This is a genomic window from Photorhabdus noenieputensis (genome assembly GCF_018448935.1).
Taxonomy (GTDB): Bacteria; Pseudomonadota; Gammaproteobacteria; order Enterobacterales; family Enterobacteriaceae; genus Photorhabdus; species Photorhabdus noenieputensis.
In genome coordinates this window covers 1-16419 of the sequence record NZ_RCWC01000021.1, presented here as the reverse complement: position 1 = coordinate 16419, position 16419 = coordinate 1, and the positions used below count along the sequence as shown (strand labels likewise).

Below are 16419 nucleotides of genomic sequence, written 5' to 3'. Positions count from 1 at the left end.
TTTGTTGTCCGTAAATAAATAATTAAGAATATCTTACCTGATTATAACGATTTGTCATTTTCACCAATAACAACTTTAAATAATGGATTTGGTATTGGCTAGCGGTTTTCATTAACAACATGAGAAGCAGGTGAATAATGAATAAGACAGGTATTTACTGTTGACAACATACAAGGATACGCATATCTTTACTTTTTATATTTAGTAAAGAGGTGTTTGCATGCCAATAGTTAGCCAAAAAAGGCAGGTGACATTACCGCTTGAGCAATGTTTGATAGCTGGCATTCAGCCAGGTGATGAGTATGAGAGTTTTGTCAGTCGAAAAGGGGTCATTTCAATTGTTACAAAGCGCAAAGGTGCCGCGAAGGGGATATTGAAGGGTATTTTGGCCGATAACCAAGTGAGTGAAGAAGAATCACTTGAGAGTGGCATGCACAGATGATTGCGGTAGACACAAACGTCTTACTTAGGTATCTGCTGCAAGATGATGCGAACCAATCTCAAAAGGCCAATGCACTCTTTGAAGGTAATCAAAAAATCTTGATCACAGATGTAGTCTTAGTTGAGACAATTTGGACATTGAGGGGCAAGCGTTACTTGTTACCTAAAGAGTCTCTGATAAAAGTGTTGCACAGACTCATTGAAGAGCCCAATGTTGTCTTCGAAGATGGTCACGCGCTCTGGTGTGCATTGGATGACTATATCAATGCAAAACCGATTAAATGCGGCGGCAAGACTAAGCAGGCCGACTTTGCGGATGCATTGACAGTGAATAAGTTTCAGCGGTATGGAATAAAAAACAAAGAGTCGGTTTCACCGCTTTATACATTTGATAAAGCTGCATTGGAGATTGACGGTACAGAAGAGCCTTAGAAGAAAAAGATTATGGTGGGGTTACGATCTTTAAATTATCTTGAAACTGTCGTCTATAGGCTAACACCTGTCGTTTAAGCCAAAAATAATCGATTGAAAGCTCCAGACTAAAAATAAGCCTCATTAATTATATGATGGTTTTTTTTATGCTTAACGTGATCCGACGCACATACGAACATCTTCTACGACAAAGGTGGATAAGGGCTGTTTTTAAAGAAATTCTGTTAGCGGAAGGTTGTGTTTATTAGCATTAGAGTGGCGTCCCCTGCTGGAATCGAACCAGCAATTAGCCCTTAGGAGGGGCTTGTTATATCCATTTAACTAAGGGGACATAGCTTTATTATAACGGCTTTTCATTCATAATATAAGGCGTTATAAACTGTTTGCCTATTTAGTGATCGCTTGAATTGAGTACCATTCAAGTTGGATTGTCAGTAATATTTACATTATTGATGATTATCGGCGAGTCGTGCAAAAACTGATCTGCCGGATCTAGAAGGTTATTACTTGGAGAGATGTATGAAGTACCGTTCGGGCGGAATCGCTCTTGCCGCCGCATTACTAGTGGGATGCGCTAATTCATCTAATACTGCTGAACAGGGGCGTTCAGACCCACTGGAAGGTTTTAACCGTACAATGTTCAACTTTAATTATGATGTTCTTGACCCTTATGTTTTACGTCCAGTCGCGGTAGTGTGGCGCGATTATGTGCCGATGCCTGCTCGAAATGGTTTGGGTAATTTTCTGAGTAATCTCGAAGAGCCGGCTAGTATGGTAAACAGTTTCTTGCGTGGTAATCCATATCAGGGAATGAAACATTTTAATCGTTTTTTCCTGAACACCATTTTGGGTATGGGGGGGCTGATTGATGTTGCAACGATGGCAAACCCCAAATTGGCAAAAGAAGAGCCAAAACGCTTTGGGAGTACTCTGGGCTATCATAAGGTGGGGTATGGCCCTTATGTTGTATTACCGGGCTATGGCAATTTCACCCTACGTGATGAAGGGGGAAACTGGGCGGATATGACTTATCCAATGCTGAGTTATCTGACTATTTGGATGTCAGCCGGCAAGTGGGCATTTGAAGGGATTGAAACCCGTGCTCGTTTACTGGATTCTGATGGCTTGTTGAAGAACTCGTCAGATCCCTATTTGATGATGCGTGAGGCTTACTTCCAGAGCCATGATTTTATGGCAAGCGGCGGTAAACTTGAAGCCACGAAAAATCCAAATGCTGAAGCATTACAGGATGATTTAGATAGTATTGATGATTGATAACCCCTTATTGGGTTTTTAACCGCGTAGATAAAAAAGGATAGCAATGTCGCTATCCTTTTTTAGAGTGGCATATTATTAGAATGCGTAGTTGAAGTTCACACCGTACAACCAAGCAGTGCCTTTAGCTTCGAATTCATATGCGTTAGGCAACGCTTCAGACAATTTCTCTTTAACGGTGACTTTCTGACCATGCATATATGAAACGCCTACATCAACGGAAGCATCTTTGTTAAATGCGTAGGTTGCACCCGCACTCAGCCAGAAACGATCTTGATCCGGAATAGAGATAGAACGGTTTTCTGCCGGAACCGGGCTGTCATCAAAGGCGATACCTGTACGGAATGTCCAGTTGTCGTCGTGATAATAAGTTGTACCTAAAGCAATACGGTAGGCATCTTTGAAACCTTCATGTTTACTAAACAGAACTGAACCGTCTTTTTTTCTGGTCCCTTTCAGTTCATCGAACTCACTCCAGCCTGCATATGCCAGGCTATAGTGGATAGCCCATTTAGGCGCTACACGGTTATAACCTGAAATTTCCCAGATATCCGGCAAATTGAGATCCAATTTACCGCCAACGGTTTGGCCTCCAGTAGCAGGTAAATGCACTCCTGCTTGTTGCAGCTTTTGACCTAGCGCAACAGGTATGTCATTTTTATAGTCACCGTCTTTAAACTTAATTTTAACTTTAGAGCGGTAAGTCAGGCTGTAACGGTTATTTTCATCCACTTCATACATGATGCCTGCGTTCCAGCCATAGCCCCAATCTTTACCTTCCAGATTAGCAACCTCATCTGTTGGTTTCACGAGACCTTTTGGCATCCTGGGGTGTTGATCAAGCATGTATGACAGAGCGCCCGCATGACGGACAATTTTTGCATCCGCATAAACCGCGTTCAGCCCTAAACCAAAGCTAAAGTGATTATTCAGTTTATAAGCACCGCTTAAGTTGAAGTTCAGCGTTGTCAGGTCAGTTTTACCGCCGATGGGGCCTGCTTCATAGTTATTGCTAAAATCGGTTGCCAAGCCGAAGTTGGTGGTGACCGAAGTGCCAACAAACCATTGATCATCGATTGGCATAATGAAATGTAGGTTAGGTATCCAAGCAGTAGGCGCGATATTTTTAGCGTTAGTACTTTTGCCCGTTACTGGGGATTTACCGCTAATATCAACATCTGGGTTGATATAGATAGCGCCAATGGAAAATGATGGGCGATCAAACAGTGTCATTGCTGCTGGGTTACGACTTCCTACCGATGCGTTATCAGCAACAACGCCTTCCCCGGAAAAAGCGCGGCCCAAAGCCGAAGTAGAAAATTCATTTAACTGGAAACCAGCAGCGCCAGCATTCGATGAAATTATTGCCACTGCAACCGCTAATGCTGAACGGGTGAACAGGTTTTTCTGGTTCATAACCAAAACCCTCTTGTTTATTATTTAACTATGCCACTTATCTTAGCAAGGAGCGCAGGATTGTAGGGTCGGTTTGTCTCGCTGACAAATCAGACCAGTCGTGAAGTATAGGTCTGATAACAGTTGGTGTTGCAAGAATGTTTTCAAAATATTACCAAGTTGATATCAAAAACGCGACTCAGTTAACAAAAAAATGATTTTTGATATTAATAAAAACGTTTAAAAATGATTTTTTAAGATCAAATTTCGGCAAATAAATATTCTTTAGGGGTAGGGCGAGTTTCCCGGTAGTTGAGAGGGATAAGATATTAAAATTTATTATGAATATTTTAGTAATGAAATTATGGCTGGTGTAATAGACCAGTGTCGCAAAAAAAGCTTGAGAACATGCTCGAATAAGTATTGAAACCATTTAGCCATTAAATAAATTAAAGTTGCGCTTCCTCTCATTTTTGATTTATTCAGGTTTGCTATTTATAAACATTACGCTAACAATGATCTATCAGGTCAGACCTGTCCAGATTGGTTGAAAAGTTTTTTCAGTAATTTGATTCAGTTAACGATAATCTTTCAGGAGCCGTTATGAGTCGTCCTTTAACAAAAGTGACACAGCAAGGTGATCGTATCGCCATTGTCAGTGGGCTACGTATTCCATTTGCTAAACAGGCAACATCGTATCACGGCATACCGGCTGTGGATTTGGGTAAATTAGTTGTCAGTGAACTCGTGACTAGGAGTGGTTTACTCCCTGAAAAGATTGACCAACTGGTGTTTGGGCAAGTAGTGCAAATGCCTGAAGCGCCAAATATTGCCCGTGAGATCGTTCTCGGTACTGGGTTAAGTGTGAGTACTGATGCTTACAGTGTATCCCGTGCGTGTGCTACTAGTTTCCAGGCGATTGCCAATGTGGCTGAAAGTATTATGGCTGGCACAGTGAATATTGGGATTGCTGGCGGGGCAGATTCCTCGTCTGTATTGCCGATTGGTGTGACTAAATCCCTGGCTCGTACGCTGGTGGATATGAATAAGGCTAAAACGCTATCGCAACGCCTTAAGCTACTTAGCCGCCTTAAATTTCGCGATTTGTTGCCTGTATCTCCGGCGGTAGCGGAGTATTCGACAGGTCTGCGTATGGGAGATACCGCGGAACAGATGGCGAAGACTTACCGTATCAGTCGGGAAGATCAGGATGCGTTAGCACATCGCTCCCATATTCTGGCAGCGAAAGCTTGGGAGCAGGGATTGTTAGCTGATGAAGTTATGACAGCCCATTTCCCACCGTACCGTGAAGCATTGCTTGAAGATAATAATGTTCGTAAAAATTCTGTATTGACCTCTTATGCGAAGCTGCGTCCGGCATTTGACCGTAAGTACGGCACGGTCACTGCTGCAAATAGTACGCCGCTGACGGATGGTGCGGCGGCAGTCATATTGATGCGTGAATCAGTGGCTAAGGCATTGGGAACAAAACCGCTTGGTTATCTGCGTAGTTATGCATTCTCAGCCATTGATGTTTGGCAAGATATGTTATTAGGGCCGTCATACGCCACGCCAATAGCGCTCGATCGTGCAGGTATTACACTGAAAGATCTGACTTTAATCGATATGCATGAAGCTTTTGCAGCTCAGACACTGGCAAACCTGAAAATGTTTGCCAGTGATGAATTTGCTCGTAATAAATTAGGGCGTGCTCAGGCAATTGGTGAAGTCGATATGGACAAATTTAATGTTTTAGGTGGTTCAATCGCTTATGGGCACCCATTCGCCGCGACAGGAGCTCGTATGGTGACGCAAGTATTGAATGAGTTGCGTCGTCGTGGCGGTGGGTTTGGGTTGACAACCGCTTGTGCTGCTGGCGGGTTGGGCACAGCTATGGTATTGGAGGTGGAATAATGACTCAGGCTCAACATGATGCTGCACCCATCACTATGGATACAAACCAAACTGCTTCTGTTTTCAATTTTGATGTCAGGCCAGATAAGATCGGCGTTATCACCATTAATGTGCCGGGAGAAAAGGTCAATACTCTGAAAGCAGAATTTGTTGATCAGTTTCTGAATGTTTTCAAACAAGCTCAGCAATCTTCTGGTCTTAAAGGATTAATATTAATTTCCGGTAAGCCGGATACGTTTATTGCCGGTGCCGATATTTCTATGATTGCCGGATGTAAGACTAAAGAAGATGCGCGAGATTTGGCTGAAAAGGGTCAGAAGCTATTTTCTCAGATAGCTAATTATCCCTTGCCTGTCGTAGCCGCAATTCATGGTGCTTGCTTGGGGGGCGGTCTGGAATTGGCGCTTGCATGTCATTGGCGTGTCTGTTCACTGGATGATAAAACTCGTCTTGGATTACCTGAAGTTCAACTTGGGTTATTACCCGGTTCCGGTGGTACTCAGCGGTTGCCAAGGCTTATTGGTGTCAGTTCAGCGTTGGATATCATTTTGACAGGCAAACAGCTACGAGCGAAACAAGCATTACGGCTCGGATTGGTGGATGATGCTGTGCCGTTGGATATTCTGCTGGACATTGCTATCGAAAAAGTCAAAAAGGGTATTCCTGTGCGTAAGCCTTTGCCGTGGCAACAACGGTTATTAGTTGGCCCCTTGGGAAGATACTTTTTGTTTAATATCGTTCGTAAAAAGACACTGGCGAAAACTCGTGGGCATTATCCTGCACCTGAACGAATTATTGATGTTGTCAAAGAAGGTCTTGAGAAAGGCATGAGCCAGGGTTTACGGGCTGAGGCGGTAGCATTTGGTGAACTGGCAATGACACGGGAATCTGCTGCTTTACGTAATCTGTTTTTTGCTGCAACTTCGTTGAAAAATGAAACGGGTTCATCAGAGAAACCGGCGGAAATCAAGCGCGTTGGTATATTAGGTGGTGGCTTGATGGGCGGAGGCGTTGCCAATGTAACAGCCACCCGTGGCGCACTACCAGTGCGGATTAAAGATATTAATGAAAAGGGCATTAGTCAGGTATTGAAATATACTTGGGATTTGTTGTCCAAGCGGGTGAAGCAAAAACGACTACGCCCAGCAGAACGTGCTCAACAAATGATGCTGATTTCGGGAACGACGGATTATCGTGGTTTCGCACAAACCGATATTGTTGTTGAAGCCGTGTTCGAGGATTTGTCACTAAAGCAGCAAATGGTGGCAGAAATTGAAACGAATGCTAAACCGGACACCATATTTGCATCTAATACCTCTTCACTACCTATCCATCAGATTGCTGAAAAAGCCCAACGACCAGAACAGGTTATTGGTCTGCATTATTTTAGTCCGGTGGATAAGATGCCGTTGGTGGAGGTTATTCCACATCAAGGGACTAGTGAGAAAACGATTGCTACAGCCGTTGCTTTGGCGAAGAAACAGGGTAAAACCGCTATCGTGGTAGGTGATAAAGCCGGATTTTATGTAAACCGGATTCTTGTCCCTTATATTAGTGAAGCCGCTCATTGTCTGGTAGCAGGAGAACCTATTGACCATATCGATGGAGCTCTGGTTAATTTTGGTTTTCCGGTAGGGCCGATTAATTTGTTGGATGAAGTAGGTATTGATGTTGGCACCAAAATCATGCCGATTCTGGTAGAACAACTAGGTCCACGTTTTGCTGCGCCTGAATCTCTCGATGCTGTACTGAAAGATGGTCGCAAGGGTAGGAAAAATGGGCGTGGTTTCTATTTGTATGCATCAGAGGCCAGAAAATTCTGGCAGTTTGGTAAGAAAGGCAAAAAAGTTGATAGCTCAATTTATACCTTGCTGAATATAACACCTGAGTCGCATATGCTCTCGTCAGAAATTGCTCAACGTTGTGTGATGCTAATGCTTAATGAAGCTGTTCGTTGTTTGGATGAAGGTATTATCAGAAGTCCGCGTGATGGTGATATTGGGGCGGTATTTGGCATTGGTTTTCCGCCATTCTTTGGTGGTCCGTTCCGTTATATTGATAGCCTTGGTTGTGCCAGAGTAGTGGAGATTCTGCGTAGGCTGGAAAGCCAGTATGGAGACAGATTTGTACCTTGCGAGTGTTTAGTGAAAATGGCTGAACAGAATAAAAGTTTTTATCCATAGTTGCCTGTACTCTATTGATGAAAAAATAGATTCTGGTGTCGTTGGGGCTCCGGAATCATATTGAGTATTTTTGAATAAAAAAGATCTCTTTATATACCCTATGGATTTCAAGATGCATCGCGACGGCAAGGGAGCGAATCCCCGAGAGCATAGAGAACTATGTGACCGGGGTGAGTGCAGCTAACAAAGAGGCAACTTGAAAGATAACGGGTATAATTGAGATTACTGATAGTTATTAGCAGCAAGATAACTGCACTTACTCATTCATACGGTGGACTATGCAAATTTTTATTATGCGTCATGGTGACGCAGCTTTAGATGCAATTAGTGATGCTGCCCGGCAACTTACTCCTCGCGGTTGTGATGAATCGCAAAAAATGGCTTGCTGGTTAGCACAGCAAAAGCATCAGATTGATCTCGTATTAGTCAGTCCTTATATTCGCGCTGAACAGACGTTACAAGTTGTTCGTAAATCCTTACCTTTACCAGATAGTGAAGAAGTGTTGTTGGGATTAACTCCATCAGGTGATGCTGCTACAGTGAGTAGTTATCTTCAGTTTCTTGCTGAGCAAGGACATAACGCTGTTTTAGTTGTCTCCCATTTACCCTTAGTCAGCTACTTAGTTGCTGAGCTATGTCCGGCAGAAACACCACCGATGTTTGCAACTTCTGCAATGATATGTGTAGATTTAAACAGCCAGACTGGCAAAGGGACTCTTGTCTGGCAGGTTAGCCCATCACAATTGGCAGAAAAAGCTTAATAATTCAGCGACGTATAGGTTCAAGGCTCATCAAGTTCGATAAGCATTAATAGTGCGGCGTTACCTCCCCATTCCTTTGGCGCTTGATGGAAGGCTATGATATCCGGGTGTTGAGCTAACCACAGAGGTGTTTGCTGTTTGAGAATGTGTTTTCCGTGGCCGTGCATGATGCAGGCACAATAGACATGTTCACGACGGCAAGCGGCGATCAATGCTCCAATTTCCTGTTTGGCTTGCGTTTGAGTTAGTCCGTGTAAATCAAGAAACAGTTCTGGTGAATAGTCACCTCGACGTAATTTCTTCAATTCATAATGGCTTGTATCTCCCCTTACATAACGGGTAGGACCCTCGGTATCGAGGTTAGGCTGAAATTCATCAGAAAAATAGTAGCTGGCATCAATTTGCTCTTGCTGAACTCGTTCAGGGGCAATATAGCTGGTTTTTTTTCTTTTGGGAGAATGTAAGACGGTATCCTGGTTTATGCGTTTGGTGCCTGCTACCGATTGTTGAAATAAGTGAATTTCTTCCTCATTCAGGGAGTATTTATTTTTCATCATTGCTCAGTTAATTAAACCATTTTGTGACAAGTGTACTGCATCTTTTTAACTATTAAACCTAATTATGCTTAATAAAACCTGATTTTACCGAGTTTGTGGTTTAAAAATGCTGATAAGAAGGTATATCTAGGTAGTTAACAAAATCATTTGACAATGACAGTTGGTTGGAAAATAAATGTATATACAACTAACCCTGATTTATACCCTATGGATTTCAAGATACATCGCGACAGCGAGCAAGTGCAGTCAACAAAGAGGTAACTTGAAAGATGACGGGTATATCAGATACAGACCAATACAGGATGCTGATCATGGCGATACAACTGCGTGATACTGATATTATCTGGCGTAATGCAAGACTGGCAACAATGGACCCTGCTGTCAATGCAGCTTACGGATTATTAAAAGAATATGATCTTCTGGTACGTGATGACAAAATTTTAGCTATTTTGCCCACCGCAACATTACAGACAAGTCGTTGTCAGGTAATTGATGTCCAGCAACGCCTGATTACCCCTGGTTTAATCGATTGTCACACCCATTTAGTGTTTGGTGGTAATCGGGCTTATGAGTGGGAGCAGCGTTTAAATGGTATGTCCTATGCTGAACTTAGTGCTCAAGGAGGGGGGATTAATGCGACAGTTTCTGCGACTCGGGCCAGTTCTCATGAACAACTTGAACGTTCCGCGCAACAGCGTCTTGCTGCATTTATGGCTGAAGGCGTAACTACTATTGAGATTAAATCGGGTTATGGATTAGATCTGGAAAATGAAGAAAAATTGCTACAGGTTACGCAAAACTTGGCGCGAAATAATTCGATAGAAATTAGCCCTACATTGCTCGCTGCTCATACTTGTCCACCTGAATATAAGCATAATCCTGACGTTTATATAGATCTGATTTGCAAAGATATCCTTCCGCAACTCTGGCAAAAAGGGCTGTTTGAGGCAGTGGATGTTTTTTGTGAGAGTGTAGGATTTAATCTGGCTCAAACTGAGCGGCTCTTTAAGGAAGCACAACGTTGGAACATTCCAGTAAAAGGTCATGTGGAGCAGTTATCTCATTTAGGCGGAAGTGAACTGGTCGCTCGCTATCATGGCCTTTCTGTGGATCATATTGAATATTTAGATCAGGCGGGAGTTGAGGCGCTCAGTCGCAGTGGTACGGTAGCGGTTTTGCTTCCTGGTGCGTTCTACTTTTTGCAGGAAACACAGCGCCCACCTATTGATTTATTGCGGCAATTTAATGTGCCGATAGCCGTATCTACCGATTTTAATCCTGGAACCAGCCCATTTGCTTCTTTGCGAATGGCCATGAATATGGCATGTGTCCAATTTGGATTGACTCCTGAAGAGGTATGGTTAGGTGTAACTCGGCATGCGGCTCGTGCATTGGGCAGAGAACAGAGTCACGGACAATTGCGTGCAGGGGCTTACGCTGATTTTGTTGTTTGGGATGCGGAAAATCCCGTTGATATTTTCTATGAGCTTGGTCATAACCCTTTGAATACCAGAGTTTTTCGTGGCGTTATGACTCATTCCAGCATATAACAGATAAGGAGCAGTAAATGAATTTATGGCATGCTACTTCGCCGACTATTTGGCAGGGACGAAATGATTTGGCAGAAGCGGATAATGCACTACGGCTTTTTCAAACAATTAAACTATCTCCGTATTTTACGCCGGAAGAATTTTCTCACTATATTGCTCTATTAGGGTTTGAATGTGATGAAGGTGTAAAACGCAATCAAGGACGGCCTGGTGCCAATCAAGGCCCTGATTATTTGCGGCAGTCGTTGGCAAATATGGCTAGTCATAAAGGGCATGATCGATTGGTGGACTTGGGAAGTATTCGTGCTAATCCCAATCAATTGAGTGAGGCGCAACAAGCCTTATCTGATGCCGTTACCCAATGCCAACATCAGAATGTACGTACTCTGGTATTGGGTGGTGGACATGAAACGGCTTTTGCTCATGGTGTTGGAATTTATGATGCTTTTCCACATCAACGTGTTGGTATTATTAACTTTGATGCTCACCTCGATTTACGGCGGTCGCCGCAACCCACTTCTGGTACACCATTTCGTCAACTTGCTGAATATTGTCAGCAACATCAACGCCTGTTTCACTATACTTGCATTGGCGCAAGTTTGGCGTCTAATACTCAGGCATTGGTGGATGAGGCAAACTGTTTGAATGCCACGATTATCTGGGATGATCAATGTCGTGAAACTATGCTGGACAAGGTGCAACAGCAGATACAAGATATACTCCAGCAAGTTGATTTGATTTACATGACGATCGATTTGGATGTATTACCTGCTTGTCAGATGCCCGCAGTCTCTGCGCCAGCCGCATTAGGATTGCCATTGGAGCGTCTTCTGCAATTAATTCAGCCAATTTGTCAGAGTGGTAAACTACAGGCGGCTGATTTGGTTGAACTCAATCCAATATTTGATATACAGGGCATAGGTGGAAAAGCAGCGGCACGTATTGCCTGGCAATTAGCACATTGGTGGTATTGATTATCTAAAATAACAGTACTATTGTGTTTTTTATTTTGGCAAAGATAGCCTGATAAAGTGAATGTAATTAATCACTTAACATTTTGACAGCATAAGGAATTTATTGTGACGACGCACTTATCAGGATCATTTGCCAAACCTGCGCCTCTGTATGCCAGAGTAAAACAATCCATTATTGAAAAAATTTATACTGGTGAATGGAAATCAAATGATCGAGTTCCCTCTGAAGCTGAATTGGTTAAACAATTTAACTGTAGCCGTATGACTGCTAACCGCGCGTTGCGTGAGTTAACTGCTGAAGGGCTATTAGTACGGCTGCAAGGCGTGGGATCGTTTGTCGCTGAACCGAAGGGGCAATCTGCGCTGTTCGAAATTCACAGCATTGCTGATGAGATTTCAGCTCGTTCTCATCAGCATCGCTGTAAAATCTTAAAATTATCAGAACTGAGTGCGGATGTGAAACAGGCCGCTGAATTGGATATTATCGTCGGTACGCCGATTTACCATTCGGTTATTATCCACTATGAAAACGATATTCCTGTTCAGATAGAAGATCGTTATGTCAATGCCCAAGCGGTTCCTGGCTATTTGCAGCAGGATTTTACCAAACTTACGCCACACGATTATTTGTCAATGATTGCCCCGCTAACGGAAGGTGAGCATATTGTGGAAGCTATTGCTGGCGATCCTCGATCCTGTAAGTTGTTGCAAATTGAGTTAGGGGCTCCTTGTTTATTAATTAGCCGTCGAACTTGGTCCACTCATTACACTGTCTCCAGTGCCAGGCTGCTATTTCCCGGTAATCGCTATAAATTAAAAGGGCGTTTTAGCTCATAGCGATATCCTTATTATTCATTATTGATTTTTTTCCGTATGAGCTGGTAAGGTTGCCATAGATCGTTACCTTCATAATGAATTAATGCGATTTCACGTATTTTATCCGTCCCATTTATGGCAACTGTATTGGTAAGGGCATTAAATAACGGGATGTCAGAGTCAGAATCACCATAGGCAACACACTCTTCCAAATTTAGCCCATATTCCTGTACGTACTTTTTTACTATCTGTAACTTACTTTCAGGCGTTAGTATCTGTTCTGGATCAACCGGTTCCCGAAAAGGTAAAGCAGGAAAATTTGATGCAACAACGATATCAACCCCAAATTTTCTTAAATGTTGGGCGAAGAAATCCGGTGATAGGGTAATGACCATAGATATTTCATCTTTGGTTCTGATATCGTCAAAAACCTCTTTTATTCCCCCAATCCACGGTGAGGCATGAAAAACTTCGGCAACGTCAGCGTATTGCAAGTTTGACCATAAAAGCTGTAATTCAGTGGCAAACTTTTTGGTATTTATATCTCCTTGAGAAAATTGTTTTTCCAGCAGATAAAGTTCTGTCAGGCAATTCATTGTACGGGCAATTTCCAGACTTGCTGTGGTTCCTCTGAGAAGGGTGCCATCCATATCAAAAATATGTAATATTTTCATAATAAACCTAGGTAATTTTTTTCGTGTTAGATCTATTTGTGATTGTAAACATATAGGGATTACCTATCTTAGTAATCCCCCGCTTATTCAGCTAGCTCACGGATTAGGCGGTTTCTACTGCCAAGGTCTTAAGAACCGCTGAGGCGGCATAGTGACCACTAATCATTGCAGCAACAATACCTCTGAAAATTCCACAAGCGTCGCCCGCAACCCATACAGGATAAGGGGAAGTCTCTAGGCTTAAATCGCCGTCAAGGCTGGGATACCAACCGACACCTTCTAGTGTAGGACCGACGATATGCGTATTCTCGTGATCGATTTCGGGAAATTTTTTGATAATATTACGCAATCCTTGCAACATCTTATCGAATAGCTCTTCTCCATAAATAGATATAAGTTGTGTAATTATGTGAGCATTTCCTGCTAATACATCTTGTACTTTGATTCTAAAGTAAGAATCTTCTTGCTTCATGGCGGAAACAACATTATTGAGTGTTCGGTCCGCGATATCTTCATCAAGGATACGTGTATTAAACCCAACATTAGATCGTCCTGTCGAAGGGCCGTCAGAATGACCGGAAACGGTCCATAAATCTTGGGTTTTTGTTAATACTGTTTCTCCATCCCGGCAAGCACAGAAAGTACGCCATTCAATAACGCCATCATCCGACCGAAATTTTAACTTCGGGTCGAGTTGCTTCATATTTTTAAAGAATGCCAAATCTTCTTGCTGTTCAATGCGGAACCCGACTTCTAGTCGGTTGAAAGATTGTTTTTCAACCAGATTAGCAATATCTAATGGGCCAAATCTTCCGCTAGCCAAAATGATTCGTCGGCATTCAATTTGATACGTATTAGCATTTTTGTCTCTTAAATTCATAATCAAAGAATCTTTTCCTCTGACATATTTATAAGACAGAAATTTAGTTTGTGTGATGATATCTGCATCTGCCGTTTGCACCATATCTTCAACAAGATTAATTCTATCTTCAAGAGACATATAATTAGAGGGATAATCTTTTAATACCCATTCCCCGGAACCTACTGTAAAGTCTTTGGGATTTGTTGGGAATGGTGGTGTGTCCAGGCCATATGTATTTAATGTGGTGCATGTCCATTCATATGCTTGCCGTAATTCCAGTTCATTTGGTAACTCCCAAAGTGCACTGGCAGAAGGAAAAAATGAGAATTTTCCGTCAGAAAACAGTCCTGCACCACCATGTCCTTCGGTAATCTCAACGAGATTATCTTTATCGCGTTCGTGAATAGCTTTGCCATTATCGATTAGTACGACTCGTAAACCTTTTCCTTTCAATTTCTGTACCGCAGCTAAACCTGCTGGGCCAGCGCCAATAATAGCGACATCATATACAGACATTTCTCTCCTCCATTCTTTAGTTAGAATCGATGTTCCTGGGAACATTTTCTATGAGTTGAGCATTGAATTGTTTGTTCGGTTTTACGGAGTACATCCCGTTTTTTACTAGAAATAGTACTCTATTCCGATTACCTTTATTAAATACGAAACTATTGGTATCGAAATTAGAGCGTCTAAACTTGCTTTTCTGGTGCTATTTGTCAATACCTAAATATGGTTATTTTTTGACATAAACGGAGGGATTTATGAGTGAGAATGAGCCACTATCCTCGTTAAGACGTGGGCATCCACGCGATAATGACACGACAAAAACCGTGTTGAGTGCTGCACTTGTTCTCGCTGAAAGTGGACGGATTGCAGATATTACTATTAATCATATTGCTTTGTATTCAGGCGTTGCGAAATCGACTATTTATCGTAGATGGCCGAATGTATCAGCGGTTTTAATGGATGCTTTCTTTGATGATATTGAGCCTCTAATTATTTATGACAAACAGATGCTGGTGATAGAATCCATGCGGGTTACCATTAAAAAACTTATTGAAGTATTGCAAAGTAAGCGCGGGTTGCTATTCAGGTAATGGTCTCTTTTTCTCCTATTACACCTGAATTTGTCGATAAGATTATTGATTGTGAGTTTGGTGGTTTGGCTAAGGATTGAATGTTCATTTCGACAGGAAATCTGATGGGGCCAGCAATGCCAGCCCTCGTTAATCATAATTAAGTTATATTGATCTTATCCTTAATTGATAGCGTGTTAATTATTTTTTCGCTGATAATAGAAACAGCTTCAATAATATTTTCGTGATAATAATCATTAAGCAATGTAATCACTAATGGATTGACTGTCCATTGGGAAATATTATTATCCGGTATTTTTATTATCAATTTACCTATAGCTAATTGAATTTCATCTGTATGATATGGCGTCATTTGGCCAGCTTTAAATAGGGTAATATTGGTATGGGCTAATTTCCCGCTTAAAGTGCAATTAGTCATTCGATGTTCAAATGGTATTGCTGCCAAAACTTTATTAATATAGGTATTACTTGCTCCCATTTCCCGCAATTTTACAACGATGGGACCATGTTCACTTGATATAGCTAAGTTGGCTCTGAACTCTTTTATCTCATCATTATTGATTACAGTATCTAACAAGAACAATTGAATTTCTTTTGCACCTAGTTGTTCTAATTGAAATGCAATTTCCATCGCTAATTGTCCACCTAATGACCACCCTAAGATGCGAATAGGTTGATTAATAGAAGTTTCAGTCAGAATTAACTCCCCATAAATTTGAGCTATTTGGTGTAGTGAATCTATCTGATTATCTGTACAGAGATTATAATTATCGATGCCTATGCAGTTATAGGTGCTAGATAAATTATTTGCCAGAGATTCATAGACTTCACTACCGGCATTAGCAGGATGAACCATAAACAGTTTATTTGTTGCCGTTGATTTTGGTGTTAATAAATTAAGCAAGCTGGATTTTGTATTGCCTGTTTCCAACCATTGGGATAATAGAGAAATGCATTTGTAGCTAAATAAAATATTTAAAGGAATATCAATCCCCATTTCATAGCGTATCGCTGTGGTTAGCTTAATTGCCATCAGGGAGTTGCCCCCGATGCGGAAGAAGTTATCATCAATGCCAATCCGCTCCAACCCCAAGACGGCCTGCCAAATGGTACACAGTTGGGTTTCCAACGCGTTGCGGGGCGCGACATAGCTGTCACGATCCCCCCAGACTGGCTCAGGCAGGGCGCAGCGATCCAGTTTGCCATTCAAGGTCAGGGGCACTGCTTCAATACGGGTAAAGCTGGCAGGCAGCATGTATTCCGGCAAGTTGGAAGAAAGATGTCCAGTCAGGCTGTCATCAGACAGTTCCCCCGCTGTCACCAGATACGCCACCAGTACTTTATGGCCGTTATGCTCATGGTCAATCACCACCGCCTGTTTGACCTGTGGGTGCAAAGCGAGGGCGGCTTCAATTTCGCTCAATTCGATGCGGTAACCGCGGATTTTGACCTGAAAATCATTGCGCCCCAGATATTCCAGATTGCCAT

Annotated in this window: 15 protein-coding genes and 1 tRNA gene; 10 read left to right on the top strand and 6 right to left on the bottom strand. The window is 42.3% G+C overall.

Annotated features, from left to right (window positions below):
* Window positions 1-220: 220 nt before the first annotated feature.
* The gene (locus tag EAE91_RS14355; RefSeq protein ID WP_214089094.1) at window positions 221-442 is read left to right on the top strand and encodes an AbrB family transcriptional regulator; all 222 of its coding nucleotides are present in this window, start codon (window positions 221-223) and stop codon (window positions 440-442) included.
* On the top strand, window positions 439-873 hold the full coding sequence (locus tag EAE91_RS14350; protein WP_214089093.1) for a type II toxin-antitoxin system VapC family toxin: 435 nt from the start codon (window positions 439-441) through the stop codon (window positions 871-873). The genes EAE91_RS14355 and EAE91_RS14350 overlap by 4 nt, the downstream gene beginning before the upstream one ends.
* A 256-nt stretch (window positions 874-1129) precedes the next feature.
* Here EAE91_RS14350 and EAE91_RS14345 read toward each other — a convergent pair.
* Window positions 1130-1204: transfer RNA gene (locus tag EAE91_RS14345), tRNA-Arg, on the bottom strand.
* A 188-nt stretch (window positions 1205-1392) separates the two neighbouring features.
* Between EAE91_RS14345 and mlaA the strand changes: the two genes are divergently transcribed.
* The gene (gene mlaA / locus EAE91_RS14340; protein WP_214089092.1) at window positions 1393-2148 is read left to right on the top strand and encodes a phospholipid-binding lipoprotein MlaA; all 756 of its coding nucleotides are present in this window, start codon (window positions 1393-1395) and stop codon (window positions 2146-2148) included.
* 78 nt (window positions 2149-2226) lie between these two features.
* On the opposite strand, the gene fadL is transcribed toward mlaA, so the two are convergent.
* Window positions 2227-3564, bottom strand: coding sequence for a long-chain fatty acid transporter FadL (fadL, locus tag EAE91_RS14335; RefSeq protein WP_214089091.1), 1338 nt, complete (start codon window positions 3562-3564; stop codon window positions 2227-2229).
* A 582-nt stretch (window positions 3565-4146) separates the two neighbouring features.
* Between fadL and fadI the strand changes: the two genes are divergently transcribed.
* The 3 genes from fadI to sixA all read left to right on the top strand — a co-directional run bounded on the left by fadI (window position 4147) and on the right by sixA (window position 8401).
* On the top strand, window positions 4147-5457 hold the full coding sequence (gene fadI / locus EAE91_RS14330) for an acetyl-CoA C-acyltransferase FadI (protein WP_214089090.1): 1311 nt from the start codon (window positions 4147-4149) through the stop codon (window positions 5455-5457).
* Window positions 5457-7640, top strand: coding sequence for a fatty acid oxidation complex subunit alpha FadJ (fadJ, locus tag EAE91_RS14325; protein WP_214089089.1), 2184 nt, complete (start codon window positions 5457-5459; stop codon window positions 7638-7640). The genes fadI and fadJ overlap by 1 nt, the downstream gene beginning before the upstream one ends.
* Before the next feature lie 278 nt (window positions 7641-7918).
* Window positions 7919-8401, top strand: a complete 483-nt coding sequence (gene sixA, locus EAE91_RS14320) for a phosphohistidine phosphatase SixA (RefSeq protein WP_214089088.1) — start codon at window positions 7919-7921, stop codon at window positions 8399-8401.
* A 20-nt stretch (window positions 8402-8421) separates the two neighbouring features.
* Here the strand turns inward: sixA and smrB are convergent, their stop codons facing one another.
* Entirely contained in the window at window positions 8422-8955 is a 534-nt protein-coding gene (gene smrB, locus EAE91_RS14315; protein WP_214089087.1) for an endonuclease SmrB, read from the bottom strand.
* 314 nt (window positions 8956-9269) lie between these two features.
* On the opposite strand from smrB, the gene hutI reads away from it, so the two are divergent.
* From hutI to hutC, 3 genes are all read left to right on the top strand, one after another.
* Window positions 9270-10508: an imidazolonepropionase gene (hutI, locus tag EAE91_RS14310; protein WP_214089115.1), complete on the top strand. Its 1239-nt coding sequence runs from the start codon at window positions 9270-9272 to the stop codon at window positions 10506-10508.
* A 17-nt stretch (window positions 10509-10525) separates the two neighbouring features.
* On the top strand, window positions 10526-11482 hold the full coding sequence (hutG, locus tag EAE91_RS14305; protein WP_214089086.1) for a formimidoylglutamase: 957 nt from the start codon (window positions 10526-10528) through the stop codon (window positions 11480-11482).
* A 105-nt stretch (window positions 11483-11587) separates the two neighbouring features.
* Window positions 11588-12319 (top strand): histidine utilization transcriptional repressor HutC, encoded by a 732-nt coding sequence (gene hutC, locus EAE91_RS14300; protein WP_214089085.1) that lies wholly within the window; start codon window positions 11588-11590, stop codon window positions 12317-12319.
* 11 nt (window positions 12320-12330) lie between these two features.
* Here hutC and EAE91_RS14295 read toward each other — a convergent pair whose 3' ends face one another.
* Window positions 12331-12972: an HAD family hydrolase gene (locus EAE91_RS14295; protein WP_214089084.1), complete on the bottom strand. Its 642-nt coding sequence runs from the start codon at window positions 12970-12972 to the stop codon at window positions 12331-12333.
* Between the two features lie 103 nt (window positions 12973-13075).
* The gene (locus tag EAE91_RS14290; RefSeq protein ID WP_214089083.1) at window positions 13076-14350 is read right to left on the bottom strand and encodes an FAD-dependent oxidoreductase; all 1275 of its coding nucleotides are present in this window, start codon (window positions 14348-14350) and stop codon (window positions 13076-13078) included.
* A 245-nt stretch (window positions 14351-14595) separates the two neighbouring features.
* Between EAE91_RS14290 and EAE91_RS14285 the strand changes: the two genes are divergently transcribed.
* Complete coding sequence (locus tag EAE91_RS14285; protein WP_214089082.1) at window positions 14596-14931, top strand: TetR/AcrR family transcriptional regulator; 336 nt, start codon at window positions 14596-14598, stop codon at window positions 14929-14931.
* A 139-nt stretch (window positions 14932-15070) separates the two neighbouring features.
* Here the strand turns inward: EAE91_RS14285 and EAE91_RS14280 are convergent.
* Window positions 15071-16419, bottom strand: a 1349-nt coding sequence (locus EAE91_RS14280; RefSeq protein WP_244868852.1) for a thioesterase domain-containing protein, incomplete at its 5' end; no start/stop codon positions are given.

Bases quoted from the DNA above. Each gene is read 5' to 3' on its own strand.
- sixA (WP_214089088.1), top strand. From the start codon at position 7,919: ATGCAAATTTTTATTATGCGTCATGGTGACGCAGCTTTAGATGCAATT.
- EAE91_RS14290 (WP_214089083.1), bottom strand. From the start codon at position 14,350: ATGTCTGTATATGATGTCGCTATTATTGGCGCTGGCCCAGCAGGTTTA.
- fadL (WP_214089091.1), bottom strand. From the start codon at position 3,564: ATGAACCAGAAAAACCTGTTCACCCGTTCAGCATTAGCGGTTGCAGTG.
- EAE91_RS14295 (WP_214089084.1), bottom strand. From the start codon at position 12,972: ATGAAAATATTACATATTTTTGATATGGATGGCACCCTTCTCAGAGGA.
- hutG (WP_214089086.1), top strand. From the start codon at position 10,526: ATGAATTTATGGCATGCTACTTCGCCGACTATTTGGCAGGGACGAAAT.
- fadJ (WP_214089089.1), top strand. From the start codon at position 5,457: ATGACTCAGGCTCAACATGATGCTGCACCCATCACTATGGATACAAAC.
- EAE91_RS14285 (WP_214089082.1), top strand. From the start codon at position 14,596: ATGAGTGAGAATGAGCCACTATCCTCGTTAAGACGTGGGCATCCACGC.
- EAE91_RS14355 (WP_214089094.1), top strand. From the start codon at position 221: ATGCCAATAGTTAGCCAAAAAAGGCAGGTGACATTACCGCTTGAGCAA.
- EAE91_RS14350 (WP_214089093.1), top strand. From the start codon at position 439: ATGATTGCGGTAGACACAAACGTCTTACTTAGGTATCTGCTGCAAGAT.
- hutI (WP_214089115.1), top strand. From the start codon at position 9,270: ATGGCGATACAACTGCGTGATACTGATATTATCTGGCGTAATGCAAGA.
- smrB (WP_214089087.1), bottom strand. From the start codon at position 8,955: ATGAAAAATAAATACTCCCTGAATGAGGAAGAAATTCACTTATTTCAA.
- mlaA (WP_214089092.1), top strand. From the start codon at position 1,393: ATGAAGTACCGTTCGGGCGGAATCGCTCTTGCCGCCGCATTACTAGTG.
- fadI (WP_214089090.1), top strand. From the start codon at position 4,147: ATGAGTCGTCCTTTAACAAAAGTGACACAGCAAGGTGATCGTATCGCC.